Source organism: Lacinutrix sp. MEBiC02404, assembly GCF_053601575.1.
The window spans coordinates 86,321-112,064 of sequence record NZ_JBSHNV010000218.1 but is presented as its reverse complement, the minus strand read 5'-3'; the positions used below and the strand labels follow the sequence as shown (position 1 = coordinate 112,064).

24 protein-coding genes are annotated in these 25,744 nt (G+C 31.6%); 5 read left to right on the top strand and 19 right to left on the bottom strand.

Going from position 1 to position 25,744, the window contains the following annotated elements:
- Positions 1–159 precede the first annotated feature (159 nt).
- The 5 genes from ACVCXO_RS14465 to ACVCXO_RS14445 form a co-directional block, all read right to left on the bottom strand.
- The gene (locus tag ACVCXO_RS14465) at positions 160–816 is read right to left on the bottom strand and encodes an alpha/beta hydrolase (protein ID WP_452230302.1); all 657 of its coding nucleotides are present in this window, start codon (positions 814–816) and stop codon (positions 160–162) included.
- 2 nt (positions 817–818) lie between these two features.
- A complete protein-coding gene (locus ACVCXO_RS14460) occupies positions 819–1,163 on the bottom strand; it encodes a hypothetical protein (RefSeq protein ID WP_452230301.1) in 345 nt (114 codons plus the stop codon).
- Positions 1,163–2,416 carry a dihydroorotase gene (locus ACVCXO_RS14455; protein WP_452230300.1) on the bottom strand — a complete coding sequence of 418 codons (1,254 nt, stop codon included), beginning with the start codon at positions 2,414–2,416 and terminating at the stop codon, positions 1,163–1,165. Before ACVCXO_RS14455 ends, ACVCXO_RS14460 begins: the two co-directional genes overlap by 1 nt.
- Positions 2,413–4,332, bottom strand: coding sequence for a BatA domain-containing protein (locus tag ACVCXO_RS14450; protein WP_452230299.1), 1,920 nt, complete (start codon positions 4,330–4,332; stop codon positions 2,413–2,415). Before ACVCXO_RS14450 ends, ACVCXO_RS14455 begins: the two co-directional genes overlap by 4 nt.
- Positions 4,333–4,484: 152 nt before the next feature.
- On the bottom strand, positions 4,485–5,492 hold the full coding sequence (locus tag ACVCXO_RS14445) for a glycosyltransferase family 2 protein (protein ID WP_452230298.1): 1,008 nt from the start codon (positions 5,490–5,492) through the stop codon (positions 4,485–4,487).
- Positions 5,493–5,740: 248 nt separating this feature from the next.
- On the opposite strand from ACVCXO_RS14445, the gene ACVCXO_RS14440 reads away from it, so the two are divergent.
- On the top strand, positions 5,741–7,633 hold the full coding sequence (locus tag ACVCXO_RS14440; RefSeq protein ID WP_452230297.1) for a M61 family metallopeptidase: 1,893 nt from the start codon (positions 5,741–5,743) through the stop codon (positions 7,631–7,633).
- Positions 7,634–7,720: 87 nt separating this feature from the next.
- Here the strand turns inward: ACVCXO_RS14440 and ACVCXO_RS14435 are convergent, their stop codons facing one another.
- A complete protein-coding gene (locus ACVCXO_RS14435) occupies positions 7,721–8,917 on the bottom strand; it encodes a sensor histidine kinase (RefSeq protein WP_452230296.1) in 1,197 nt (398 codons plus the stop codon).
- Between the two features lie 178 nt (positions 8,918–9,095).
- Between ACVCXO_RS14435 and ACVCXO_RS14430 the strand changes: the two genes are divergently transcribed.
- On the top strand, positions 9,096–9,428 hold the full coding sequence (locus ACVCXO_RS14430; RefSeq protein ID WP_452230295.1) for a DUF6799 domain-containing protein: 333 nt from the start codon (positions 9,096–9,098) through the stop codon (positions 9,426–9,428).
- 1 nt (position 9,429) lies between these two features.
- On the opposite strand, the gene ACVCXO_RS14425 is transcribed toward ACVCXO_RS14430, so the two are convergent.
- The 5 genes from ACVCXO_RS14425 to ACVCXO_RS14405 form a co-directional block, all read right to left on the bottom strand.
- Entirely contained in the window at positions 9,430–10,203 is a 774-nt protein-coding gene (locus ACVCXO_RS14425) for a TIGR02757 family protein (RefSeq protein ID WP_452230294.1), read from the bottom strand.
- A gap of 13 nt (positions 10,204–10,216) precedes the next feature.
- Positions 10,217–10,786 (bottom strand): hypothetical protein, encoded by a 570-nt coding sequence (locus tag ACVCXO_RS14420; protein WP_452230293.1) that lies wholly within the window; start codon positions 10,784–10,786, stop codon positions 10,217–10,219.
- A gap of 199 nt (positions 10,787–10,985) precedes the next feature.
- A complete protein-coding gene (locus tag ACVCXO_RS14415; protein ID WP_452230292.1) occupies positions 10,986–12,683 on the bottom strand; it encodes an LIC_10190 family membrane protein in 1,698 nt (565 codons plus the stop codon).
- 107 nt (positions 12,684–12,790) lie between these two features.
- On the bottom strand, positions 12,791–13,459 hold the full coding sequence (locus ACVCXO_RS14410; RefSeq protein WP_452230291.1) for an ABC transporter ATP-binding protein: 669 nt from the start codon (positions 13,457–13,459) through the stop codon (positions 12,791–12,793).
- A 51-nt stretch (positions 13,460–13,510) separates the two neighbouring features.
- Complete coding sequence (locus tag ACVCXO_RS14405) at positions 13,511–15,946, bottom strand: DUF5916 domain-containing protein (RefSeq protein ID WP_452230290.1); 2,436 nt, start codon at positions 15,944–15,946, stop codon at positions 13,511–13,513.
- A 210-nt stretch (positions 15,947–16,156) separates the two neighbouring features.
- Between ACVCXO_RS14405 and folE the strand changes: the two genes are divergently transcribed.
- Complete coding sequence (folE, locus tag ACVCXO_RS14400; protein ID WP_452230289.1) at positions 16,157–16,753, top strand: GTP cyclohydrolase I FolE; 597 nt, start codon at positions 16,157–16,159, stop codon at positions 16,751–16,753.
- Between the two features lie 88 nt (positions 16,754–16,841).
- The gene (locus tag ACVCXO_RS14395) at positions 16,842–17,129 is read left to right on the top strand and encodes a hypothetical protein (protein ID WP_452230288.1); all 288 of its coding nucleotides are present in this window, start codon (positions 16,842–16,844) and stop codon (positions 17,127–17,129) included.
- A gap of 90 nt (positions 17,130–17,219) precedes the next feature.
- On the opposite strand, the gene ACVCXO_RS14390 is transcribed toward ACVCXO_RS14395, so the two are convergent.
- The 8 genes from ACVCXO_RS14390 to ACVCXO_RS14355 all read right to left on the bottom strand — a co-directional run bounded on the left by ACVCXO_RS14390 (position 17,220) and on the right by ACVCXO_RS14355 (position 25,056).
- On the bottom strand, positions 17,220–19,454 hold the full coding sequence (locus ACVCXO_RS14390; RefSeq protein WP_452230287.1) for a TonB-dependent receptor: 2,235 nt from the start codon (positions 19,452–19,454) through the stop codon (positions 17,220–17,222).
- A 177-nt stretch (positions 19,455–19,631) separates the two neighbouring features.
- Entirely contained in the window at positions 19,632–19,967 is a 336-nt protein-coding gene (locus tag ACVCXO_RS14385; RefSeq protein ID WP_452230286.1) for a hypothetical protein, read from the bottom strand.
- Positions 19,968–19,970: 3 nt separating this feature from the next.
- Positions 19,971–20,462: a DUF6787 family protein gene (locus ACVCXO_RS14380; protein ID WP_452230285.1), complete on the bottom strand. Its 492-nt coding sequence runs from the start codon at positions 20,460–20,462 to the stop codon at positions 19,971–19,973.
- A 35-nt stretch (positions 20,463–20,497) separates the two neighbouring features.
- Complete coding sequence (locus tag ACVCXO_RS14375) at positions 20,498–20,929, bottom strand: DUF6146 family protein (RefSeq protein ID WP_452230284.1); 432 nt, start codon at positions 20,927–20,929, stop codon at positions 20,498–20,500.
- 80 nt (positions 20,930–21,009) lie between these two features.
- Positions 21,010–21,651, bottom strand: a complete 642-nt coding sequence (locus ACVCXO_RS14370; protein WP_452230283.1) for a DUF937 domain-containing protein — start codon at positions 21,649–21,651, stop codon at positions 21,010–21,012.
- 131 nt (positions 21,652–21,782) lie between these two features.
- Entirely contained in the window at positions 21,783–22,745 is a 963-nt protein-coding gene (locus tag ACVCXO_RS14365; protein WP_452230282.1) for a D-2-hydroxyacid dehydrogenase, read from the bottom strand.
- Between the two features lie 79 nt (positions 22,746–22,824).
- The gene (gene serC, locus ACVCXO_RS14360) at positions 22,825–23,889 is read right to left on the bottom strand and encodes a 3-phosphoserine/phosphohydroxythreonine transaminase (RefSeq protein ID WP_452230281.1); all 1,065 of its coding nucleotides are present in this window, start codon (positions 23,887–23,889) and stop codon (positions 22,825–22,827) included.
- 108 nt (positions 23,890–23,997) lie between these two features.
- Complete coding sequence (locus tag ACVCXO_RS14355; RefSeq protein ID WP_452230280.1) at positions 23,998–25,056, bottom strand: acyl-CoA reductase; 1,059 nt, start codon at positions 25,054–25,056, stop codon at positions 23,998–24,000.
- A gap of 179 nt (positions 25,057–25,235) precedes the next feature.
- On the opposite strand from ACVCXO_RS14355, the gene ACVCXO_RS14350 reads away from it, so the two are divergent.
- Positions 25,236–25,589, top strand: coding sequence for a 4Fe-4S dicluster domain-containing protein (locus tag ACVCXO_RS14350; RefSeq protein WP_452230279.1), 354 nt, complete (start codon positions 25,236–25,238; stop codon positions 25,587–25,589).
- The last annotated feature ends 155 nt before the right edge of the window (positions 25,590–25,744 follow it).

Sequence of the window (25,744 nt, the reverse complement as noted above, 5' to 3'; positions counted from 1 at the left end):
CACCTGAGAAAATGCATCAACAAAATATTCTAAAAAGAAAAACATATAAATCAAAAAACCTGAACAATAAATCTATTGTTCAGGTTTAATTAATTATTTTTAATCTTTAATAATCTGTATTGATTATTTAGGACTAGACATTAATCAGATTATTGGTATTTATATTTTATCCGCTAACCATTCTTTTAAAGCATAGAAATTTTGAGGAGCAACACCATGACCAACAGGAAATTCACTATACTCATGTTTTATGTTTAAAGATTTTAAAAATATAGGTGCTTTTCTAGCCCAATCTACAGGAATAACTTGATCTACACTACCATGAGAACAATAGAAGTTAAGACCAGAATAGTCTTTAGTTTCTACATCTTCTGGTAAAATTGCAGGATTTATATAACCACTTAAAGCGATGATGTTTTTCACTTTTTCTGGATAGGTTAATGCTACACCATAACTTAAAATAGTTCCTTGACTAAATCCTAAAAGCGATACATTATCTTTATTTACAGGATAGTTAGCAATTGCTTCATCTATAAATTTTGCAATAAGATCTCTCGATTGTTTTGCTTCTTCATCATCACTCCATTTTGCTCCAGTAGCATCAAAATTGATAGTGTACCAAGCGTTACCATAAGGTTGCATGGCTTGAGGAGCTCTTACAGAAATTATAAATAACTCTTCCGGTAATTCGGCAGCAAAAGAAAACAAGTCGTTTTCGTCGCTTCCATAACCATGAAGTAGAATAAGTAGCGGCGCGTTTTCTTTTAAAGAAGATTCACGAATGATATGATGAAGGGAAAGGTTCTGTGTAGTCATTATTAATTAGATTCAGGTTTACCAATATTTGCGAATAATTTTTGAAAGAAGCCACCAACTAATGGCACTTGTTGCATTTTACCAGAAATAGCAGAAGATATACCATAAACAAATAATACAGCAAAAAACACCCAAAAACTAGAGGTGATTGGCCAGCTATCAAAAGAATTAATGACTCTTCCTAGCAATAAAAACATAATCCATAAACCTAGTCCTTGTCTAATATGAAAGGAAGAGAAATCGTTTTTTTTATCGTTGTTTAAAAAATAAGCTATTATAGGACCAAATATGGTGATGTACGCTACAATGGCTAATTTTTTTCCTTCTTCAATGGTTTGTTCTGTCATTATTTAAGAATCATTTTATTATTTGCAATAATACCATAAACACTTCCTTTTAAGGGCGTATTTAAAAATATACTGTTTTTAGATTTTGAAAGTATATTCGATTTTTCGAAAGTAAATTTACCATTCGGATTAAACAAACTTGCGTTTATTTTATTTCCTTCGGAAATTGTTATGCTTTCTTGTCCGAATCGTTCTTTTCCTTTCGTTAAAATACTTACCGTTTTCTTTACAGAGAATAACGTGTTTAATGCAGCGAAAGCGCTTTCTAAACCAATAGTTCCGTAGTCAGCATAATCGAACTCAATATTTTTAAGTTCAATGTTTAACGGATTATGATCACTGGTAACCAAATCGATAGTACCATCTTTTACGCCTTCCATTAAAGCGTCTACATCTTTTTGAATTCGTAAAGGTGGTTGTACTTTATAATTGGTGTCAAAATCGGTTAAAACTTCGTCTGTAAAAAATAGATTGTGAATTGCAACGCTACAGCTGACGTCTAATTTTTTCTTTTTCGCTTCTCGAATAAGGTCTACCGCTTCTGTAGTAGAAATAGTAGGAATATGTAATTTTCCGTCCGTATATTCCAATAAAAACAAATCACGAGCTACTTGCAAGGCTTCGGCAAGATTCGGATTTCCTTTTAAACCTAAAGTCGTACTTGTAATATTTTCGTTTACAACACCATTTCTGCTAATAGATTTATCTTCTGGATAGGAGTACACCAAAGCATCAAAATTACTAGCATATTGTAAGGCGATTTTTAGCATATTGGCATTTGCAATGGGCTTTTTATAATCTTGAAAAGCGCAGGCGCCAGTATTTTTCATATCAAACATTTCTGCAAGATGCTCCCCTTTACTGTCTTTAGTTAAAGCACCAATGGGTAATAATTTTACCGCATGATGTTGTGCTTTGCTAATTACAAATGCAATGTCTGAACTAGAATCTAAAATAGGTTCTGTGTTCGCATTCATGGCAACCGTTGTAAATCCAGAAAGCGCAGCAGTTTGTAAACCGTTGTTTATAGTTTCTCTGTCTTCAAATCCTGGTTCACCAAAACAAACACTACTATCAAACCATCCTTGGGATATGTGTAAATTTTCTAGATGTATTTCTTTATAATTGGCAGTATTTTTAATGTCTTTAGCAATTTTGCTAATCACACCTTTTTCTATTAAAATATCTTGAACCGTATTATGAAACTCGCTTTTAGAGTCTATAATTGTAGCAGATTTTAGGAGTACGTTCATTTCAAATATTTTAAGAGTAGCATTTCAATAACCAAAAATACCAATGCAAAAATAACAAACCATTTCCATAGCTCGTTAATTTTAGAGTCACTTTTTAAAGTGTTAAATAATTGGGTTATCGAATTACTTGTAGTTATATTTTTAAGGGTGCTAAGGTCTTGATATACCAAATTGCTTTCGGCTCTATCTAAGTTATAGCTTACGTTTTCTATGCTTTCGGTTTTGTTTTTTATGGAATAAATTCCAGCTTCGTTTGGTGTTTCGTTCGTAGTTATAGAAACCTTATTATTAAAATATTGCTGCTGCGGAATCATATTTATTTCCGACTTAGATAACGAAAGAATATCATCTTGCTGCAGCTTTACAGTAACATCATAGTTATTTTGTTTTCCAATAGTGTAATATAATTTAGGAATCTGTAAACTACGTTTCGCAATATTATAAAAGGTAGGTACAATTAAAGGCGAATTTTTAAAATTGGAGTTTTTACTGTTTAAAGCGGAAGCAAATACAAATACATTTTTGTTATTTGCTAGAAAGGATTTAGCATCTTCAAATTGTAATACTTTGGAAGCATTTTCTGTTTGAAACGTATAATAGCTATTTACTTTCGGATACTGAAAATTAGCCACACGTTTATCAAAAACATTCGTGTATAAAGGATGCGAATAATTAATCGTTGTTATCTTTTTTTCGGAAGTATTTTTAGCGTTAAAAGCTAATCCAGATTGCAATAATAAATTATTGTAGGAGGAAAGCGTGCTCTCTTCATTAGGAATAACAATTAGAAATCCTCCAGTATCTGTAAAAGCTGCAAGTGCAGTAGAAAGTGCATTTGGTATCTCTCTTAATTCGTTTAGAATAATAAGGTTTTGTTTTTCAAAAACACTATAATTCAATTGATTCTCTTTGGTGCTGGTATAGTTGAATTCGCTTTCTGTAAAAATTCGTTTTAAATACGAATCGTTCGCATTATCAATACTTAGTACATTAATTTTTGCAGCTTTATTGATATTAAAAAATAAGCTATTATCAAATTGAAGCTGTGTGTCTTCTATCGTGATTTCGCCAAGAATACTTTCATTTGCAGGAATCGTAAAATTTGCAGTAGCTTCTCCTTGTATAGCAACGGCTGTTTTTGCAATGAGTTTTCCATTGTTTAATAAAGAAATGGGAATGTTATCTAGAGCAATTCCTGTGTTTTTTAATCGCACACTAATATCTATATTCGTTGCAGTAGTTTTTGAAATGTAGACACTATCTACAGAAATATTATTCGTATTTACTGGTTTTAAAGCTACAGCATGCACTTTAATTAAAGAGTCTGTTTTTGGGTTGAAACGGTTTTCCTTTTCTTGAAAATCAGATATAAAAACCAAGTTCTTAATGCTGTTTTCTTTACTGAATAACGTTTTACTTTTTAAAAGTACAGCATCATAATTTAATTGATTTGGAGCATAATCCAATTGTAATAAATCATTTTTAATAGCCTTTATAGTCGTGTTTTTAAAGGTTTGATTATTGGTGATAATCGATATACTTTCGTCTTCTGGAACTTCTGTAAGTACATCTTGAATTGCTCTTTTAAGTAATTCTCCTTGTGCGCCTTTTGCTTGTAAGCTAAAACTATTGTCTAAATAAATAACCGTTTCTGCTTTAGTAGTTAAACTATTAGTTTTAGAAGTATAAGGTTGTGCAAAAGCAATAATTGCTGCTGCTAGTAGAAGTAGCCTGGTTAATAAGGTTAGCCATTTTTTTAGAATCGCACTTTTACGCGTTTGTAGATTTACTTTCTTTAAAAAAGCAACGTTGGTAAACTTTTCAATTTGAAACTTACGAAGCTGAAATAAATGGACAATAATAGGAATAAGCAGTGCAAATAATGCGTAAAGAATTTCTGGGTGTTTAAACTGCATATTATTTTAGATTGGTCAAAGATAAAAAATGATTGTGAATTTAAAAGTTTTTTTCGTGACGAATACACGAATGTTTTTTTGCGAATTTATTGTAAAATGTTATAAAAAAAATATTAGTGGATTCATGACAGATTATTTGTTTCAGCTAAAAGTTAACAAAAGAAAAAATAATCGATCATAGGTTTCATTTCATGGGTATTAAAATAGGCTGTTATTTCTTTCTGTGCTTCGTGATTAGCAACGGTAACGATACATTGCGGATTTTCAATTTGTTTTAAGTATTCAAAATTATGCAATTCTTGATTGTAAATATGTTTGCCAATTTTCTTCTGGTTATCGCAAATCCAATAAAAAGGAATTTCCTTTTCAATTAAAGCTTTGGCAATATTTTTTCCTTTGGTTCCTGCTCCCCAAATAGTGATTGGTCTTTTAGTATCATAATCCAATTCTAAAAAGTAATGCAATTTGATATCTAGAAAATAATTTTGTGCATAATGCTCGTGTGTTCTAGAAGTTCTGGTGCTATAATCTCGCCATTGATGCAGTACTTGATTACATGGAATACATTTGAAATTATGTTTGTAAAACCGGAATGTTAAATCATAATCCTCAGGATAACGACTCGGATTAAAAGCATCCGCTGTAATAAAATCTTCCCGATGTAACATCCAACAAGGAGAAGGAATTACGCATTCTTTATAGATTTCAGAATAATTACTTCCTTTTATAGTTAGGTCATTCAGCCAGGTTTCATATCGTGCATAACCATTGCTAATGCCTTCGTCACTAAAATACTTTACCAATCCGACGGCAACGTGTTGTTTTCCGCTTTCAAGTAAACTATGTATCATAATTTGCAATTTGTCTTCATGCATAATATCATCACTATCCATTCTAGTAATATAGGTTCCTTTACTATTTTTAAAAGCAAGTTGTAGTGCGTCTATAATGCCTTCGCCATTATTTTTAAAAAGTTTTATTCTAGCATCTAATTTAGCATAGGTTTCTACCAGTTTATAGCTCGCATCCGAAGAACTATCATCTACAATAAGTAATTCCCAATTGGTATAGCTTTGTTGGAGTATAGAATCGATGCAATCGGATAAAAAAACTTCGGTATTTTTAAAAGGAGTGATAATACTAATGAGAGGATTTTGCATCTAGCTAATATAGGTTTTAAGTTAGAAGTATTTATAGTTATTAGCACTTAGAGTTTGAAATGTTTTGAAGGTACTATTTTTTATATTAGGTTTAACTTTAAATACTTTAGGCACTTCAAGGACTTGTAACTTCTCTTATTTTAACAAAAAGTTAAGGAATTAAATTGTAACACATTGTATTTTTGAGCGTCAATTAAGCAAACTCAAACCAATTTCTCCTAAAAGAGGGAATATTAAAATATTAATTTATGAAAAAAGTATTAGCCGTTATTGGCTTAAGCACATTGTTAGTCGCTTGTGGAACTTCTACTAAAACGGGATCCAATGATTTAGCAACAAGTACAGCAATTGAAACTGCTTTAGATTTAACTAAAGTTGTTAATGACAAAGTTCCAGTAACTATTAATCCAGGACGTTTTACTGTAGAAACGGTAACGTATAGATTGCCTAGAGTAGTTCAAGGTACGTATTCTGTTAGTGATTTTGGAAAGTATGTAGACGACTTTAAAGCTTTTGATTACAAAGGGAATGAAATAGCGACTACTAAATTAGATGATAATTCTTGGACCATTGCAAATGCAACAAACCTAGACAAGATTACATATTATGTTAATGATACTTTTGATACAGAAAGCTCTGGAGGAATTGGAGGAGAAAATCCTTTTTCACCAGCAGGAACGAATATTGAATCTACAAACTACGTATTAAATTTACATGGTTTTGTTGGTTATTTTGACTCGTTAAAAAACGCACAATATAAATTAGATGTAACTGCACCAGCAACTTTTAAACGTTCTTCTGCAATTCAAGAAGTAGGAACAGCAACAAGTAAAGATGGTAGTACTTCGACTACGAGCTATTTTGCACCACGTTATTTTGATATTACAGATAATCCAATGTTTTATGGGGATCTAGATGTTGAAGAATTTCAAGTAGGTGATATAAAAGTAGTATTAAGTGTATATTCTCCAAACAAAGTGCACACAGCGGCTTCGCTTAAAGAAACAATGTTTAACATGATGCAAGCGCAAAAAGCATATTTAGGAGATGTGAATGCAACACCTCGTTATGATATTTTCTTGTATTTAAGTGAAGGTAAAGAAGATTCACCTAAAGGATTTGGAGCTTTAGAGCATCATACATCTACAATGGTAGTAATGCCAGAAAGTTCTCCTGCTGAAGGTTTAGCTAAAAGTATGACAGACGTTGTAGCACATGAGTTTTTTCATATTGTAACCCCTTTAAGTGTACATAGTGATGATGTACATTATTTTGATTATGACCAACCAACATTCTCTAAACATTTATGGATGTATGAAGGTGTAACAGAATATTTTGCACAACACTTTCAAGTATATGAAGGTTTAATGACAGAAGACGAATTTTATACTACTATGTTAAGCAAAATTAAAACTGCTGCTAACATGAACGATACGATGAGTTTTACTAAAATGAGTGAAAACGTATTAGACGAGCCATATGCGCCACAATATTACAATGTGTACATGAAAGGTGCTTTAATTGGTATGTGTATAGATATCTTAATGCGTGAAGAAAGTAACGGAAACAGAAGTATGCTTTCTTTAATGAAAGAACTTTCTGCTAAATACGGAAAAAACAAACCTTTTAATGATGATACTATTATTGAAGAAATTACAGCAATGACATATCCATCTGTAGGTGCATTTTTAACGACACATGTGGAAGGTACAACACCAATTGACTACAATGCGTTTTTTGCTAAAGTAGGATTAGCATTTGAAGAAAGTAAAGTAAAAACAAACTACATTCAAAATGATGGCGAATTTATTTTTGCTCCAAACAGAGAAACGCAAACTATTGCGTTTTCTCCTGCAGTTGCAAACAATAGCTTCTGGAATGATAATGGTGTAAAAGCTGGTGACGTTTTGAAATCTGTGGATGGCGTAGCATTAACTATGGCTTCTGCACAACAAATTATTGGAGGTATGTATGCATGGCAACCAGGTAAAGAAATAAACGTTGTTTTAGATAGAAATGGAGAAGAAGTGATTATTAAAACTACACTTACACAATCTTATACTTCTGGTGAAAAGTTACAACCAAAAGCGGATGCTACAGAAGCACAAAATAATTTACGTAAGGCTTGGTTAAAAGGATAATAAATCTTTTTGTAAAGAAATAAATCTCTTTATATAGAGATTAAGAATAACTAAAAATGCCAGATACAAATTGTATCTGGCGTTTTTTTATTTTGCAATGGAAAAAGTGAATGTACTTCCTTTTTCGGGCTTAGATTCTAGTTGAATAGATCCTCCAAGTTTTTCTACAAGCGTTTTTACTGTGTATAAACCAATTCCTGTTCCCTTTTTCCCTCGTATATCTGTGGTTTCTGCAGTACTAAAAAGGTTAAAGATATCTTTCTGTTTTTCTGCTTCAATACCGTTTCCATTATCGGTAACGCTAAAAATATATTCGCTTTCTGTACTAGAAAAATGTAACGAAATTAAAGGTTCTGGTTTGTTATTATATTTAATGGCATTATCCACCAAATTAAGAAGTATTTGCGTGATTGCTGCTACATTTTGATTCTGTATAAAACCTTCTTTTGTGTATTTGAAATTAGTATCTTTAAGCATTAGAATAGATTTTATCTTTTCAAATAGCTTAGGTATTGAAACATCTTCAAACTCCTTATTTACAAGGTCATCTGCTTTATAGTGCATTAAAATACCATCAATATAATCTCTTAATGTTTCCGCAGATTCTTCAATGTAATCAATGTATTGTTTAGAATCTTTAGATAGTGTATTTATGTTTTCTTCTTTTAATAATTCGGTTAAAGAACTAATATTTGCTAATGGTGATTTTAAATCGTGTGAAACATGACTTGCAAAACTTTTTAAATGGTTATTTCTATTATTAAGTTCCTCTTGCAGACTTTGTAATTGGTCGTTCTTTTTTCGTAATTCAAATAAACGCATGACTTGTTTTCCTAAAGAAACTAATGCTGCCATTTGGGCTTTAGTTAATTTTCTTGGTTCATGATCATAAACACACAAAGTACCTAAAGCCAAACCTTCTGGATTTCGTAAAGGTACTCCAGCATAAAAAATGGCTTTAAAGCCTTCTATTAGTGGGTTACCCTGAAAACGTTTGTCTTTTCTAGAGTCTTCAACTATAAAAATATCTTCTTCTTGTAAAATAGCATGTCCGCAAAAAGAAATGGACCTCGGGGATTCTGATATATTTATACCATGATGTGATTTTAAAAAATTTCTATCCGCATCTAATAACGTAATTAAAGAAATAGGTACATTACATATTGCAGCTACAAGCTCTGTAATATTATCGAAATCGCTTTCTGGTAAAGTATCTAGTAATCCAGATTCTTTAACGCATTTAAGGCGTTCAATTTCATTATCAGGTAATTTGGGCTCTATCATTTAATAATTGGTTTAACAGGGAGTTTTATGAATTATTTAAACCTAATAAGTAAAAGTATCTTATTTTTTTTAAGTTCTATAATTGTAATCCTTTTTTTTAAGAATACATTAAGTAAATGTTTAGGTTGAATAGAAAAAATACTATATTTATAAGGCTATTAATCCATTTTCTAATATTATGAAAAATATTTTTTTGTTATTCATCCTGATGCTTTTTACTACCGGAAGTCTTTTTTCTCAAGATAAAAAGGAAATTGTAGATGCTAATTTTTGTGTTTCCGTAAACGGAAAAGTTTTTAAACATGAGAATGGAGAAATCGTTTTGCTAGAGAAAATTATAAAGTTGAACAACGGAACTATGATGTATCCAAATGGAGGTTATAGACTAAAAAATGAAGATAAATTCTATTTAAAAGAAGGGGAATGTATCGGTTTTAGCGGAAAAGTATATGAAAGCCAAGACAAGTTAAACGTTGTTTTATACAAAAAGTTTAAAAGAAATAGAAAGTAATTTAAAAGCCTTCAAAAACACCAAGTCCAAATAAAGCAAAATCATATTTTACAGGATCTTTAGGATCTAATTTACGTAAAGCAGTATCTAGTTCTAATAAAGCTTTTGCATCATTTTGTTTGCGATTAAGTATCCCAAGTTTTCTTGCAACATTTCCAGAGTGTACATCTAGCGGACAAGATAAAAGGCTAGGAGAGATGCTTTGCCAAACACCAAAATCTACTCCAGCATTATCGTTTCTAACCATCCAACGTAAAAACATGTTTATACGCTTTGCAGCAGAACCTTTAAGTGGATCGCTAACATGCTTTTGTGTTCTTTGTAAATGTTCTATTTCAAAAAAAGTTTGTTTAAAGTGATGAATAGCCTTCTGTAACGAACCGTTTTCTAAATGATTAGCAAATACAGCTTCTAAACCGTTATGCGTTTTGTAGATATGCTGCAAAGCTTTCACAAAGGTTATAAAGTCTAAGCCATTGAAAGTTCTATGTACAAAAGGTTCTAGTTTTTCTAAATCGCTTTCTTGATGATTCACTATAAAATCATGAGGAGTATGATCTAGCATTTGCATCATTCGTTTTGCATTTTTATTGATGCTTTTTCTATTTCCCCAAGCAATAGTAGCTGTTAAAAAACCAGCAATTTCGATATCTTCTTTTTTAAAAAATTCATGCGGGATTTGAATAGGATCGCTGTCAATAAATTTCACATTATTGTATTCTACGACTTTGGCATCTAAGAATTCTTTGAGCTCTTTTTGGTTTAGTTTTTTCACCAAGCAAAGATACTTATTCTATTGTAATAGTTTCGGTTGATGCTTCTAGCATTCTTCCATTTTCTTCCATGGTAATTTTAATAGTAAATGCAAGTGTTGTACCTTCTGCTATAGCTTCGTTTAAAACAAAATCTTTTCTGTTATAATTATATCCGTTTCCGTCATTTAAAATAGTAATAACATTTTCTATAGGTTCATTTTCTAGCGTTTCTGGATTTTTATAAGAGAGTTTGTTGTTTAATGAATTTCCTGCAACAATACCCAAAATATCCTGGTTTGCGGTAATTATAATTTCAGAAACATGCTCTTTTAAAGTATAGTTTTCATCACAACTAGTTGCATAAGCTGTATTCGAAAACTTTTTTAATTCTTTAAAATTGGAAGCAACTACATACTCAAATAAATTATCAAAATTTAACACTAAATCTTCTGATGTTACTGTGGTTGTATCGCCATCTACTGCATCTTCTGCAGTAAAATATAGAGACTCATAATACAGGTTATAATCTTCTGTACAACAGGAAAAAATAAGAACTTGCAAAAGGGCAAAAAAGGCAAAAGATTGAAAGATCTTCTTAATCATGCGTTTTGTTTTTATAATAGATGCAAGTTTTTGCTTTTGGTTGCGTGGTGTTCTAATATTTTTTGAATAAAAATCTTCCTCCTCCTTACTTTATCTAAATGTCACTAAAGAAGTAGCTCTCTTCTTATTTTAAGAGGTGAATGAATTTCCGTTTGACAAAAACAAATATAGGAAGAAAGGGAGTTAAGCAAACTATATGTTATTCTAAATGCTTACTATAAAATCCATCTTTTAAATCTTCCGTTCGCTGTTGCGGAATTACTTTGAAATACATTTTAAAGAAGTCTAATTGTTCTTGGTTTAAAGCAGGCAACGGAATATCTCCTGTTCCCCAAAAGAAGTCCATATTTGAGGGTGTATTGATGCTTATGTTTTCTAATTGTATGCTTTTATATTCTTCTGAATATTTAGAATTTTTATATGGTGTTATAAGGTATTCCGAAGAAAAAGTACTAGAAACGGCAAGCTGTTTATTATTGCTAATTTGCTCATTATTTATCTTAAAAAGCAATGGTATAGCTGCAAGTACCACAGACATAACGATAACGACTTGAATGCTTTTTTTAGCCATCAAGACATGGGAAACTATGAGTAAACTAAAACACAATATAAACGGAAAGAAGAAGCGATATTGTGGCGAAGTTAGTATTAGAAAAACCATCGTGATTACTGCAACACTATAAATAATATAATACGCTTTTCGCTCTTTTGATTTCGCTATAATAAATGGAATCACAGCCAAAAGTAGTATCATTAATTTATTAAAAACACCATGCAAACTAGGAGCTAGTAACCAGCTTTTTAGTTTTGTAAAGTATGATGCCTTTTCAAAAGCTTCCGCAGTTAAATGATAGGCATAAGGTTTGGTGTAATTCACAAAATAGGTTTCTACACTTTCTGGTAAACTCCAAGACGTTTTTAAACTTTCTATTCCTTGTAAAGGGAACATTAAATTACCCGTTACTATTATATTTTTAATAGCAAATAGGAATAGCGTTAGGCTTCCAAATAAAACAATAATAGAGGTCGTGCTTCTTGTAAATATGAAATAGTGCTTATATAATACGAATGCAAAAATGCAAAATGGTAAAGCAGTTAGTTTTATAAAAATCATAAAAAACGAAAGCATTACAACGGTAAGAAAAGCCTGTTTTGTATAACTAGAATAGCATAGTATAAACTGATGTAAAAGGATAAAATTTAAAACATAAATAGCAATATCTGGTGATGGCGCAGATATAAATTGAAAGAAAAAAACATTAGCTATTGGGAACAACCCAAAGATGAGATTTTCTTTTGAAGTGTCTTTTTTTGAGATATAATCATGCAGTCTAAAAATAGCATAGACATTACCAAGTAGTAATGCTAAAGCGCTTAAATCATTAAAGCGGTTGTAAATAAAGCTAAAATTAAAAGCACTTTGTAAAATGTGCCAACCAGAAGTTTGGCCAAGAAAAACGTGTAGATTTACCAAACCATTTACAAAACCAAATTCATTAAGCCATTTAATGGTTTGTATGTAATACGATTCGTTATCTATAACAAATGGAGGAGAAGCACTTTGGGCTAAAATAAGGATACTAATAACCGTTAAAAGTATTTTAAAAAAGGTAGAAAGCGCAAGTAATTTTGTTTTTAATTGGTACCAAAAAGCAACTATTTCTTTACGATTTATAAATGCTAAAGCACTTGTGATTAATAGTAAAACAATTTGAAAGGACGCATTAATAGCAAATGGAATTGCCCAAATACTAGCAAGTAGAGTAACTCCGAAAAAACCAAAAAAGATAGTTATTACGCTATCCTGTTTTTTTAATTGTAAAATACGGTTTATGTGTACTCCAATAATGCTACTTATTGCAAGAATATAAAACCAAGAAAGGAGGATTAGTAGCATACTAATTATATAATTTCAAATTCCAAAAAAAGTTTCGAAGGGACAGTTTCGTATACGAATAGGCTTCTTGTTTTATACACGGAACACGGAATACTGAACACTGCTTACTAAATACTGTCAACTATCTTCCCATCTACCATAGTCAGTTTTCTATCCGCCATATCTGCTAATTCTTCGTTATGGGTAACAATTACAAAGGTTTGTCCAAACTCATCACGTAGCTTAAAAAAGAGATTATGCAAGTTTTCGGCAGAGGCGCTATCTAAATTTCCCGAAGGTTCATCTGCAAAAATTAAATCCGGATTATTAACCAAAGCTCTAGCAACCGCAACACGTTGTTGTTCGCCTCCAGAAAGTTCATTAGGTTTGTGTTTGTATCTATGTGATAGCCCTAGAAAATCTAAAAGTTCTTTCGCTCGTTTTTCAGCTTCCGCAGGTTTTGTTCCTTTAATAAAAGCAGGGATACAAACGTTTTCTAAAGCTGTAAATTCTGGTAATAATTGATGAAACTGAAAGATAAAACCAATATTATGGTTTCTAAACTTAGCCAAAGCCTTATCGCTTAAAGAAGTAATATCCGTTTCTTTAATCTTAAATATGGTTTCTTCTTTTTTGGAAGCTTTATCGAGAGTTCCAAGAATTTGTAAAAGGGTTGTTTTTCCTGCTCCAGAAGCACCAACAATAGATACAATTTCTCCTTTTTTAATATGAAGATTTACACCTTTTAACACGTGTAAATCTTCGTAATATTTATGAATATTTTTGGCTTGAATCATTATCTTTTTATCAAGCTATGAAAGTACTACTTTATGCTTAATCCAGCAACTTTAAATGTTTTTAGGTTTCGATTTAAAGATGTTTTTTACATTATTATAATCTATAAAATAAACCATTCTAAGAGAAAAAGTATGATTAATATCTTCTTGAAACAAATCGTCTAAACTTGCAAAATAGTCCTCTTTGGAAGCATTAGAAAAGTTAAGTAATTGATTTCTGTACAATGCAGTTAGCTGACTTCCAGGAGCAAATTGCCAAGAATACGATAAGTCTAAATTCCAAGTATCAAAATTAACATCGGGATTCTCTACATCTGCTTTTACATAACCATCGTCTTGATTTAATCTTCCATTTTCTTGTAATGCATATAAGTCATCTTCATAAGTTACCGTACTCCAGTAGTTTCTAAAGGTTAAGTTTAAAGCATGAAAGGAGTTGAAATTATAACTTCCTGAAATACTATTAATTATTGTTTCTTGATCGCGTTGCCCATATATAATATCATTATTATCCAGAGTCTCTATATAACCACGCTCTTTCTTTTCCATATCATAATTAAATGAATATTGCATGATAAACTTATCCCCAAGTTTTAAACGAGGTTCTATGCTAAAGAAATAGCTCGTGTAATCTCTTCCGCTTTCAAAAAGGGTTTCATAACCTAAACTAGCATCTAAAGCAAAGGTTTTGTTGTAGTTCGATGAAATCCATCCGTTCATATTCAGCCAGTCTTCAGAAATAAAATAACGATTTTTTGCTCTTGGTCCAAAATAGTCATATTGTTTTCCAGGTTGTATGGCAACATAAGCGCCAAAGTCCATTAAGCTCTTTTTTAAGTTTCCGCTAAAATTTACATTAAAATTTTTACCGGTATATGTATGTGGTTTAAACAAGTAGCTTACATTGGCGTTAACGTATAATTGAAAGCTATTTAGTCTTTTTGTAGGTTCAAAAATTCTATAGCTTCCGTTAGCATAAAAATTACTGAAGTTATTTCTGAATAAAATTCCCATATCGTTGATATCGTATTTTTTATCGACAGCTTCATGTTCTACAGAAAAACGATACTTACCACTATTTTTTCCAAAGCCGATTCTACTGCTATAACCAACTTGATTGTTTGCATCCGGAAGGTTTATAGCACTTCTTTTTACTTGAGCAATAAAACCATAGGTATTATTTTTATTGACAAGATCTAATAGTAAACCGGTTACATTGGCATCTCTTGCATGTCCATTTCTAGTAACATTAGTATTAATTAAACTTACCGAAGAGTTTTTATTAAACTGTTGGTCTACAACAAGAATGTTATAATTCGCCAAAGGCTCTACAACTTCTTCACGTATAGCATTAGTAACATTATCTTTTATTTGTGCTTTTGTTTTTTCGGTAATGGCATTAAAAACACCAATACCTAAACCATTTTTGGTTCTACCCGAAACCTTAATAGCATTAAGCATATTCACTTTTTGAGGGTTGTCTATTAATTCTTCATCCTCACTTAATGCAACTTCTCCAGTAGGCGCATTTCCAATTCTTCGAGAATAGAATAAGTTTCCTTTAGAAAATAGATCGACACCTTCCGTAAAGAATTGTCTTTGCTCGGAAAACTGTTGTTCAAACGGACCTAAATTTAATTGTACATCATCAAAACCAGCTTGGCTAAAATCTGGAATTAGTGTTGCATCTAAAGTAAAGTTTTCACTAATTCCGTATTTAACATCCATACCAACACCATAATCCGGACTGTTTTTTGAATTGTATGTTGCAGAAGCAAAAGGATAAAAACTTAATCGAGTAGGAGGTTCAATGTTTTCAATTCCTTTAATTTCACCATTATATAAACCGATATAACCTTTGGTAACATCTACAGGATTCCATGTATATTGGGAGTTGTCTGTTCTAAATCTTCTATGAAATTGTAATCCCCAAGTTTGCACTTTCTGATTAGAAAAACGCAAAGCGGAATATGGAATTTTCACTTCAACGATCCAGCCATCATCTACAATTTTAGTTGCGCTCTCCCAAACGGCATTCCATCCAAAGTCTTCTCCAATGGTTGGGTTTGCAATAGCATCTGCTTGGTTACCTGTTGGGAAAATGAAAAACTCGACATCGTTTTGTGCATCGTTATTCGGGTTTAAAATAATTCCGAAGAAATCGGAAATCCCAAAATTATCACGTTGGGAAAATTGTTTAATAATATCTTCTGGAACGTCGTGTAAATAAGCAGCAAAAAAGATAGCATTATCGTTATAGGTAACTTTAACCTCTGTTTTTTGATGCGCCTTTTCTGCTGCTCCAGCATCTGGTCTAATTTGAGTAAAGTTTCTAGCTACTTCTGCATTTTGCCATGCAGCATCGTCTAAAACGGCATCAATTTTTGGTGCTTGTTCTGTTCTTAAAATGTGTAATGACTTTTTTTCTTGGGCTTGCAAAGTAATAGCAGTAACCATTGCAAGTAAAAGGAGGATTAAATGTCTCATTTGGTGATGTGTTTAGTTTTTGATTGATGACTTAAAGACATTAAAAAAAAAGGAATGTTACAGTAAATTTAAGAAACCAAAAATACACTTTATTATTAGGTCTATAAAAAAAAATGGATAAATGCAGAGAACAGAAGTACCAACGGAATTTTAAAAGTTTTTTTTCGACTTATTTTTTTTGCTTATTTTTATACCATTAATCCATATAAGATGCCATACAAACAATTTGAAGAGTATAATATTGAAGTTACTGAAGGTCTTAAAAACCAATTTAAAAGTATTATTGAAGATTTAGGTGAAGACACGAAACGCGATGGATTGCTTAAAACTCCAGAACGTGCAGCTAAAGCAATGCAATTTTTAACACAAGGTTACGATCAAAGTCCGGAGGAAATTCTTAAAAGCGCTATGTTTAAAGAAGATTATAAGGATATGGTAATTGTAAAAGATATAGAATTGTATTCGTTATGCGAGCATCATTTACTTCCTTTCTTCGGAAAAGCACATATTGCATACATACCAAACGGACAAATTGTTGGTTTAAGTAAATTACCAAGAATTGTAGATGTTTTTGCGAGACGATTGCAAGTACAAGAGCGTTTAACACATCAAATTTTAGACTGTATTAACGATACATTAAAACCGCAAGGAGTTGCCGTGGTTATTGAAGCTTCTCACATGTGTATGATGATGCGTGGTGTGCAAAAGCAGAATTCGGTAACTACAACTTCTGGATTTAGAGGCCAATTTGAAAAAATTGAAACACGAAACGAATTTTTAAAATTAATTAGCACCAAGCTTTCTTAGAGAAGCTACACGTAACCTATAGTAAAAAAAATATACTAATTAAGTGTCCGTTAATCTTGGCACTTTTTTTGTTTACTATATACGTACTATGAATTTACAAATTAAAAACAAATACAAATTATTAGCAATAAGCATCTTATTAGATGTAATAGGATTAATACCTTTTATAGATATTGTTTGGGCACCACTTTCTGGGTACATTATGACAAGATTATATAAAGGTGAAATTGGAAAAATAGCCGGAGTTATTACTTTTATTGAAGAAGCTATTCCCGGATTAGATTTTATTCCAACGTTTACCATCATGTGGCTTTATACACATATATTTAAAAAGACAAAACCGGAAGAAACGATTATTGAAGTAGATGCAGAATAATTTTTTCTGATATTCTTAATTTCGTTTATTGAAAAATGCACCTCTCTGTTATTAAAAGAAAGGTGCATTTTTTTAACCTGAATTTTTACGCTACAAGGTATAACTCACAGAGAAACTAAAATTTCTTCCAATATCATAAATACCATCTGGTTTTAATCTAGATAAGTGATTTACATATTTTTTGTTAGTTAAATTAGTTCCCGTAATTTGAAACTGTAAAGCATTTTTAAACACGTGTATTTCTCCACCAAATCCAGCACTTAATAAACTATATCCTGAAGTTTCGGTTTCAAAAATGTTCGTATTTTTTTGTGCTAAAGCGGTACTTAAGGTCACAAAAGCATTTCCGTTTTGTACAGGTTTTAGATTGTATTCTATGCGTAGCGTATTGTTTATCTTATTTGCAGGAATTAATGGTAGGTAATCTCCGCTATTTTGTTTTCCTGTAACGGTTTCAAAACTACTTTCTATGTGTAACCAATCTAAAGGATGTGGATGTATGTGTAAACCAATTTCTCCTCCATATAAAGCAGCATCTTCTTGAAGATACAGATAAACAGGGTCGTCATTCATCGTTTCACCATTTGGAGATAAATAAATGTAATCGTTAATTACATTATAAAATCCGTTAGCAAAAACCTCTAAATGGTCTGTTTTATACTCTAAAGCTAAATCGGTTTGAAAGTTTTGTTCGTTATTTAAATTCTCGTTTCCTATTTCAAAACGGTTTGTTCCTTCATGTGATCCATTTGAAGTAAGTTCAGCAAGGTTTGGAGCTCTAAATCCGGAAGCTACATTTAATCGAGCAACTACATTTTTTGTAAGATTAGTTTTAAATCCTAATGCACCATTAAAGCTATTAAAGTTTTTATTAAGTCCTTCTAATACATCTATTTTTCTAGTATCATAACGTGCTCCTAATTGCACATCCACTTTTTCAAAATGAATATGAGAGGTTGCTAATACGCCAAAATCATTCGTTGTTGCATCTGGAATTAATTGTTCTTCACCATAATTCGTGTTGGTTTGATTCATACCTTGAATACCAACAATAGTTTCAAATTTCCCTAATTTTGGCATGTGATATTTAACATCATAATTAAAGGTTTTAAGCTTCATGTGTAACGCAGGGTGCAAAACTTCATCGTTATGTTCTTCTTCCTCTTCGTGTTCTTCGTGATCTTCCTCAGCTTCCTCATGATCGTGTTCTTCTTCAAATTCTTTTCTATCGTTGTATGTAAAACCAAGATTTACATCTAAACTAGAATTTTCAAAAAAGAGTGTAGATTTTGAACTAAAAATATGATTTGTTAGGTCTTGATATGGTAATAGCGGATAATTGTTTAAACTTTGAATTCCAATTTCTTCAGGAATCCCAAGCTTTGAAGCGTTTAAGTTATAACGTAATTCCGTTTTAAAATTGACCGCTTGATAACCTAATGCAGCTTTCAAATCTTTTTCGTTAAAACGTGTATTGGTAACTCTATACGATTCCGTTTTATAGTCTGCATGCTCGGCAAAACTTCCTCTAATTAAAAACTTAAAATGTTCACCAGAACTTTTGTAACCTAAATTGGTGTTTAATCCTTCGGTATTTGAAAAATATTGCAGATTGATATTGGTTTCACTTTCATTCTGTTGTGCAAATCGTTCCGGATTTAAATATAAAACACCACCAAGCGCATCACTACCATAGAGTAGGGAAGCGGGACCTTTTATAACTTCTACACTTTCTATTCCTGCATCACTAATGCCAAGACCATGTTCGCTACCAAATTGCTGGTTTTCAAGCCTTATTCCTTGTGTGTATACCAAAACACGATTGGAACTTAGACCTCGAATTACGGGTTTAGAAATACTAATTCCTGTGGAAACGCCCTCTACACCAGGAATATTCGTAATTCCCTGTGATAGATTAATAGCGCCATTTTTCTTTAAGTCGGAAACTTTACGTTGTTCGACTTTCATTACGTTTTCACTTTGTAATTTGTGAAAAGGAGTAGAGACAATAACTTCTTCCATTTCTATTGCGGAAGCATTTAAATTAATCTCTAAATTTTCTTCTAGCGGAAGCGTAATGGTTTGTGAGAACGTTTCGAAACCAACATAAGAAACTAAAATTTTATAGTTTCCGTTTGGTAAGTTGTTTAAAGTGAAAATACCATCTGCGTTGGTTGTAGTTCCTTTTTCTAGCTGTGGGAAATAAATGTTTGCAAAAGCGATTCCTTCTTTCGTTTCGCTATTTAAAATAGTACCATTAATACTGTTTTGTGCGTATATGTTTGTTGCTAATAAAAGCAAAAATATTTTTATAAATGATTTCATTTACTAATTAATTTAATGTGAATTTTACTGAAATAATTTCAGCTCTAAAACCAAGAGATAATTAAAATAGAAGATAGTAAATAGGGCCTATATTTTGATTACGTTTTATAAAAAAAACATAAAGGAAATAGAAACGAATTTAATCAACTACTTAAAAAAGTATTTGGTGTAATGGCATTAAACTAATTGTGGCGGACCACGTAACGCAAAGGATAAGCGTTGGTATTCGGAAATAAATTGATATTGTGAAGTATGTACTTTATGATTGTTTTCTACATAAATTAAATGGAATGCTGGCGCCTGAAAAACAAAAGAACTATTTACTTTAAACTTATAAAACTCACATTCTAAATCTAGCGTGTGTAAGTGTGTTTGACTTAAATTATCTGTACAAACGTCGTGTTTATGGTTTTCAAAAACATGACCAAGCTTCACTATACTTGGTATAAGTATAGTAACTATGAGGAGTATAGTTACAAATTTAAAGATGCTATGTTCTTGAATGGGTTTCATGTTTTATAAAAATCGACCTAAGCCAAATCGTCTAATCATCTTTTTTTCAAATTCCCAAAAGAATTTATGTTGACCAAATAGCCAACCAAAAAATACTAATAATATTTGATAGAAAATTAGGCCAATGATAATAAAAAGGATCCAATAAACAAATATGTTTAGGTTTTCTTTAGTAATTCCTATCCATTTCATTAGTGGCCTTCCTACAAATAAAGACGAAGAACCGGTTAAGGCAAAGACAATGAATATAGCAATCATTTCCCAACGATACGTTACTTTCCACCTATTCTCTACTTTGGTAAAAAGAAACAGGAAAAAGCGTACTAGTGCATAAGAAATAATAATAGTTAATACTATTTGAATACTAAAATGAAGTTCGTTAGCAAACCTACTGGAAAGTCGGTAAGCCGAATAAAATGTTACTAATAAACCAAGTATAGGAAATAGTAATTGCCAATTTTTTTGAATTTCCCAACGTTGTTTAAATTTTTCCATGCATGTAATTTCGATGCAAAAATACAGAACGCAGTTTAATTTCTCGGGATAAAACCTGCTAATTTTTGTTTATATTTTAATTGAAAATAAATAAAATAGTTATAGAGTTTATAATTAACATCGTAGCCATAATCTGTGCCGTATTCATAGTTTATTTTCATTTCATACAGGTTAGGATCGTATAGACTCGGATTAAGAACTCGAGTATTCCATGCATTTACGAAAAGATGATTTTTATTTTCTAAATACTCTTGGGAATAGAAGCCCTCTGGTTTTGCTCTAGTGGCAAACCAAGAACTAAAACCGGTTTCAATGATTACTATTTCGTATTCTAGCGCTTCGTTACTAATAGTTATGGTGTCATTTTCTATACTAGGTTTTGTTTCTTCAACTACTTTATTGTTTTTCGTTGAATTACAAGCTACTAATAATGTACATACAAGTATCGCGTAAAGAAAGGATTTCATTTTAAAATTTGTTTGCTATTAAAATACAAAAAATGCCAAACAAACGTTTGGCATTTAAGTTAAAATATGTAGAATTTTATTTATTTACCTCCAAAAAGTCCACCGAGTAAACCACCAAGTCCACCTTTTCCTTTTGTTGCTTGTCCTAATACCATTCCTGCAACATCATCAATTACACTACCATCACCATCTGCATCTAATATTTTTTCAAGGAAACTTTGCTCTTCTTTAGCTTCACTACCACCAAGTAATCCACCAAGTAAACCACTTAAGTCGTTAGACGAACTTACATTGTTTTGACTTGCTTGTTTTCCTAAAACACCCATTAAAATTGGTGCCGCTACTTTTAATATGTTGGCTACAGAACTAGCATCTAAACCAGATTTTTCACCAATAATTTTTTCAACGCCTTGTTTTTTGTTTCCAAGAACGTGACCTAAAATTTTGTCTCCATCATTTAGTACTTCGTCATCAACTCCACCACCAAATAAACCACCAAGGTTATCTAATATACTTCCATTATGTTTTCCACTTAAAGCTCCCATTAAGCCTTCAGCACCTTGAGGTGTAGAAGCGTTACGCTCCATAGCCTTCATTAAAACAGGTAAAGCCATTGTTAATACGCTACTTGTTTTGTTTTGATCTGTTCCTGTAGAACCTGATACACCACTAATGATAGTTTTACCAAGGTCACTGTTTAATAAGTCTAGAATTCCTGACATTTTTATTTTTTATTTTAATTAATACGAATCGCTATATATCAAAAGATATACTACTAAATTACACAAAAAAAGTCTTAACGTTTTTGTTAAGACTTGATTTTTAAAATATTTCAAAAAACACCGATGAAGTGTTATTTTTTATCGTCATGAAGTAATCTCTTGATTTGATCTGCTAATTCTGTACCAATTCTATCTTGTGCTTCATTCGTTGCAGCACCAATATGTGGTGTTAAAGAAACTCTACCATTCATTAAAACGGGAATAGCAGGAGTAGGCTCATTTTCAAAAGTATCTAGTCCAGCAAAAGCAACTTTTCCAGATTCTAAAGCATCTACTAAAGCAACTTCGTCTATAACTCCTCCGCGAGCAGCATTTACAATTCCAACGCCATCTTTCATTAGATCAAATTGTTCTTTCCCAATAACATATCCGTCTTGTGCAGGAACGTGTAAAGAAATAAAGTCCGCATGTTTTAAAACTTCTTCCATAGATTGTGTAGCGATGTTGAATTTAACAGACTGTCCATCAAAGAAATCCACACTTACATCAGCTTCATCAATAAATTTATCTGCAGCTATAACTTTCATTCCAACACCTAAAGCTATTTTTGCCACTTCACGGCCAATACGACCAAATCCAATAATACCTATTGTTTTTCCACGTAACTCAATACCTTTAGCATAATTTTTCTTTAATGCTTTAAATTTAGAATCGCCATCCAATGGCATGTTTCTGTTCGAGTCGTGTAAAAAACGAACGCCACCATAAAGATGCGCGAATACTAATTCGGCAACAGATTGCGAAGACGCAGCAGGCGTATTAATTACGTGTAAGCCTTTGCTTTTTGCATATTCCACATCTATATTATCCATACCAACACCACCACGACCAATGATTTTTAAGCTTGGACATGCATCAATTAAATCTTGGCGTACCGTTGTTGCACTTCTTACTAATAGTGTGCTAATTTTATTTGTGTTGATGTAGTTTATTAGTTGTTCTTGCGCTACAGTTGTAGTTAAAACTTCAAAACCTGCTTCTTCAAGGGCTTTTACACCACTTTGAGAAATTCCGTCATTTGCTAATACTTTCATTTTTTATGTATTATGTTGAAAGTTGAAAGTTAAATGTTGTTTGAACGATTTATACTTCCACTTTACATTAAAATTTATTTTATGCTTTTGTTTCTAATTCACTCATTACTTCTACAAGTGCTTTTACACTATCTAAAGGCATTGCGTTGTACATGGAAGCTCTATAACCACCAACACTTCTATGTCCATTTAAACCACTAATACCTGCTTCATTAAGCATGGTTTCAAAAGTTTCTTTTAAATTTTGGTTAGATAATGTAAAGGTTGCGTTCATGTTAGAACGATCTTCTTTATTGGCATATCCTTTAAATAACGGGTTTAAATCTATTTCAGAATACATGACACGAGCTTTCATTTCGTTAATTTCTTCAATAGCCTTAAGACCACCAAGATTTTTTAACCATTCTAGAGTTAACATAGATGTGTATACTGCAAAAACAGGAGGTGTATTAAACATACTGCTTTTACTAATATGTACTTTATAATCCATCATGGACGGAATTTTACGAGATACTTTTCCTAAAACATCTTCTTTAACAATCACTAAAGTAGTTCCTGCTGGTCCCATATTTTTTTGTGCGCCAGCATATATTAAATCAAATTTAGAAAAATCTAAAGTTCTTGAAAATATATCACTACTCATATCACAAACAAGTGGAATAGGAGAGTTTGGAAAAGATTTCATTTGTGTACCAAAAATGGTATTGTTAGATGTAACATGAAAATAATCATGATCACTAGGAATATCATATCCTTTAGGAATATAATTATAACCAGCATCTTTGGAAGAAGCTACTTCTAAAATATCATCATATATTTTGGCTTCTTTTACCGCCTTATCACTCCAAGTTCCCGTATTTAAATATGCAGCTCTTTTTTCTAAAAGATTTAGCGCAACCATTAAAAACTGTGTACTTGCTCCACCTTGTAAAAACAAAGCTTTGTAGCCTTTGCCTTCTAATCCAAGAAGCTCTAAAGCTAAGGATCTTGCTTTTTCCATAACATCTACAAAAGATTTACTTCTGTGTGATATTTCTAATAAGGATAAGCCATCATTGTTGAAATCCATTACAGCTTCTGAAGCTTTTAATAATACTTCTTGCGGAAGAATACTAGGTCCTGCACTAAAATTATGTTTTTTCATTGAAAAATTTATTTTTCATTTCCGAGAAACCGGAAATTTTTATTTTTAAACAGTTACAAAGGTGCTAATTTTTGAAGGGAATTATGTTATTAAAATGATAATTATTCACTAAATTTTTAACAAAAATGCAATAGTATCTTCACCATCAGCATAATCGGAAAGTTCTGGTTGTTGGGTTTTACCAAATACTATTTCGTTTTCGTTAAAGCCATTAGATACAATGCATTGAATATTGTTTATTTTAGTATCTATATACGTTTTGAGTGCTTCTGTGCTATCGTAATATTCATAAAAAACGGTAGCGATTGGCGAAGCGAAACTAGTGTCTTCTTTAATCATTAAAAAACCATTTTCAAGCATATCAAATTCGCTCATTAAATATACCGCTTTATTATAATCGTAATTATTGGCGTACTTACTTTCGTTTATGATAGCATTCCAAGGATACATCGCTTTAAAAAAGGGCTGAAAATCGTAATCTTTTGGTACAAATAGCTTCGATACGTTTCTGCATCCTAAACCGTAGTATCTAAAAATATCTTCCGATAAAGCGGTTAATTCTTCTTCAGTTTCGTTTCCTGTTAAAATGGCAACAGAGTTTCTGTTTTTTCTAATAATAGAAGGTTTGTTTTTAAAATAGTATTCAAAATAGCGCGCCGTATTATCACTTCCTGTTGCTATAACCGCATCAAAATTTTCTAGCTTTTGTTCTGTTAGCGTTATTTTTCCTTTAAAAGCAGGTTCTACATGTTCTAAATATTTTGCTATAAAAGGAAGTAGATGTTTGTCGTTACTAGATTGTTTTACTAGTACTTCATGTCCAGAAATTAAAACAGATAGAAAATCATGAAAACCTACTAGAGGAATGTTTCCCGCCATGATTATAGCTACTTTCTGTGTATTTACTTCCTGGAAGTCATACGTTGCTAACCAGTTTTTTAAATTGCTAATCGCTAGTGATTTGGACCAACTATTAAAAGTAAAGATTAGGTTTTTTTTAGTAAACCAACCGTTATGTTCTTGTGCTAGTTTGATTTGATGTTTAAAACCATCAAAAAATAGTTCATTGTGTTCTATATTTTCTTTTTTCTGAAAGTTTTCAGAAGTAAACTGGCTTAAAAAGTCTCCTAATTTCGCAAAAGCGTTAATTCTTTGGTCTAAATTCATCTTGTATTTGGTTATGAATACTTTTGGCGTTATTTTTGCGCAAAGTTAGAAAAATGAAATGAACGAAATTTTTTTAAGCCTATTTTTTTAAAAGGATTACATTAAATTTCAAATAATTCTTAATTTTATAGAATTTTCATCGTTTTTAAAGACTATTAAATTTAATTGAAAATTACGCTATGGCAATTATAATAACAGACGAATGTATCAATTGTGGTGCTTGTGAACCAGAATGTCCGAATACAGCAATTTACGAAGGTGCAGACGATTGGAGATACAAAGATGGAACGAGTTTAGATGGTAAATTAGTTTTACCAAACGGGAAATCTGTAGATGCAGACGAAGCACAAGAACCAATAAGTGATGAGATTTACTACATTGTACCAGATAAATGTACCGAATGTGTAGGTTTTCATGAAGAGCCACAATGTGCTGCAGTATGTCCTGTAGATTGTTGTGTACCTGATGATGATCACGTAGAAACAGAAGATGTACTTTTAGGAAAGCAAAAATTTATGCATCCGGAAGAGTAGAAGATATTTTTAATAATAATATTAAATCCTGAGTTTGTACTTAGGATTTTTTTTGCTTTTATTTTTGAATATATAAAGCATTAAGTTTCCTTTACAGCTAATATAATTCCCAAGTTTATTATGAGATTTGCAGTATTTTTTTTTAGTGTTCTATT

Excerpts from the sequence above, each read along its gene's own strand:
- ACVCXO_RS14455 (WP_452230300.1), bottom strand. The coding sequence starts at position 2,416 with ATGAACGTACTCCTAAAATCTGCTACAATTATAGACTCTAAAAGCGAG.
- ACVCXO_RS14395 (WP_452230288.1), top strand. The coding sequence starts at position 16,842 with ATGAATTTACAAATTAAAAACAAATACAAATTATTAGCAATAAGCATC.
- ACVCXO_RS14445 (WP_452230298.1), bottom strand. The coding sequence starts at position 5,492 with ATGCAAAATCCTCTCATTAGTATTATCACTCCTTTTAAAAATACCGAA.
- ACVCXO_RS14370 (WP_452230283.1), bottom strand. The coding sequence starts at position 21,651 with ATGTCAGGAATTCTAGACTTATTAAACAGTGACCTTGGTAAAACTATC.
- ACVCXO_RS14435 (WP_452230296.1), bottom strand. The coding sequence starts at position 8,917 with ATGATAGAGCCCAAATTACCTGATAATGAAATTGAACGCCTTAAATGC.
- ACVCXO_RS14380 (WP_452230285.1), bottom strand. The coding sequence starts at position 20,462 with ATGGAAAAATTTAAACAACGTTGGGAAATTCAAAAAAATTGGCAATTA.
- serC (WP_452230281.1), bottom strand. The coding sequence starts at position 23,889 with ATGAAAAAACATAATTTTAGTGCAGGACCTAGTATTCTTCCGCAAGAA.
- ACVCXO_RS14430 (WP_452230295.1), top strand. The coding sequence starts at position 9,096 with ATGAAAAATATTTTTTTGTTATTCATCCTGATGCTTTTTACTACCGGA.
- ACVCXO_RS14365 (WP_452230282.1), bottom strand. The coding sequence starts at position 22,745 with ATGAAAGTATTAGCAAATGACGGAATTTCTCAAAGTGGTGTAAAAGCC.
- ACVCXO_RS14420 (WP_452230293.1), bottom strand. The coding sequence starts at position 10,786 with ATGATTAAGAAGATCTTTCAATCTTTTGCCTTTTTTGCCCTTTTGCAA.
- ACVCXO_RS14410 (WP_452230291.1), bottom strand. The coding sequence starts at position 13,459 with ATGATTCAAGCCAAAAATATTCATAAATATTACGAAGATTTACACGTG.
- ACVCXO_RS14465 (WP_452230302.1), bottom strand. The coding sequence starts at position 816 with ATGACTACACAGAACCTTTCCCTTCATCATATCATTCGTGAATCTTCT.
- ACVCXO_RS14390 (WP_452230287.1), bottom strand. The coding sequence starts at position 19,454 with ATGAAATCATTTATAAAAATATTTTTGCTTTTATTAGCAACAAACATA.
- ACVCXO_RS14375 (WP_452230284.1), bottom strand. The coding sequence starts at position 20,929 with ATGAAATCCTTTCTTTACGCGATACTTGTATGTACATTATTAGTAGCT.
- ACVCXO_RS14355 (WP_452230280.1), bottom strand. The coding sequence starts at position 25,056 with ATGAATTTAGACCAAAGAATTAACGCTTTTGCGAAATTAGGAGACTTT.
- ACVCXO_RS14405 (WP_452230290.1), bottom strand. The coding sequence starts at position 15,946 with ATGAGACATTTAATCCTCCTTTTACTTGCAATGGTTACTGCTATTACT.
- ACVCXO_RS14460 (WP_452230301.1), bottom strand. The coding sequence starts at position 1,163 with ATGACAGAACAAACCATTGAAGAAGGAAAAAAATTAGCCATTGTAGCG.
- folE (WP_452230289.1), top strand. The coding sequence starts at position 16,157 with ATGCCATACAAACAATTTGAAGAGTATAATATTGAAGTTACTGAAGGT.
- ACVCXO_RS14450 (WP_452230299.1), bottom strand. The coding sequence starts at position 4,332 with ATGCAGTTTAAACACCCAGAAATTCTTTACGCATTATTTGCACTGCTT.
- ACVCXO_RS14415 (WP_452230292.1), bottom strand. The coding sequence starts at position 12,683 with ATGCTACTAATCCTCCTTTCTTGGTTTTATATTCTTGCAATAAGTAGC.
- ACVCXO_RS14350 (WP_452230279.1), top strand. The coding sequence starts at position 25,236 with ATGGCAATTATAATAACAGACGAATGTATCAATTGTGGTGCTTGTGAA.
- ACVCXO_RS14385 (WP_452230286.1), bottom strand. The coding sequence starts at position 19,967 with ATGAAACCCATTCAAGAACATAGCATCTTTAAATTTGTAACTATACTC.
- ACVCXO_RS14440 (WP_452230297.1), top strand. The coding sequence starts at position 5,741 with ATGAAAAAAGTATTAGCCGTTATTGGCTTAAGCACATTGTTAGTCGCT.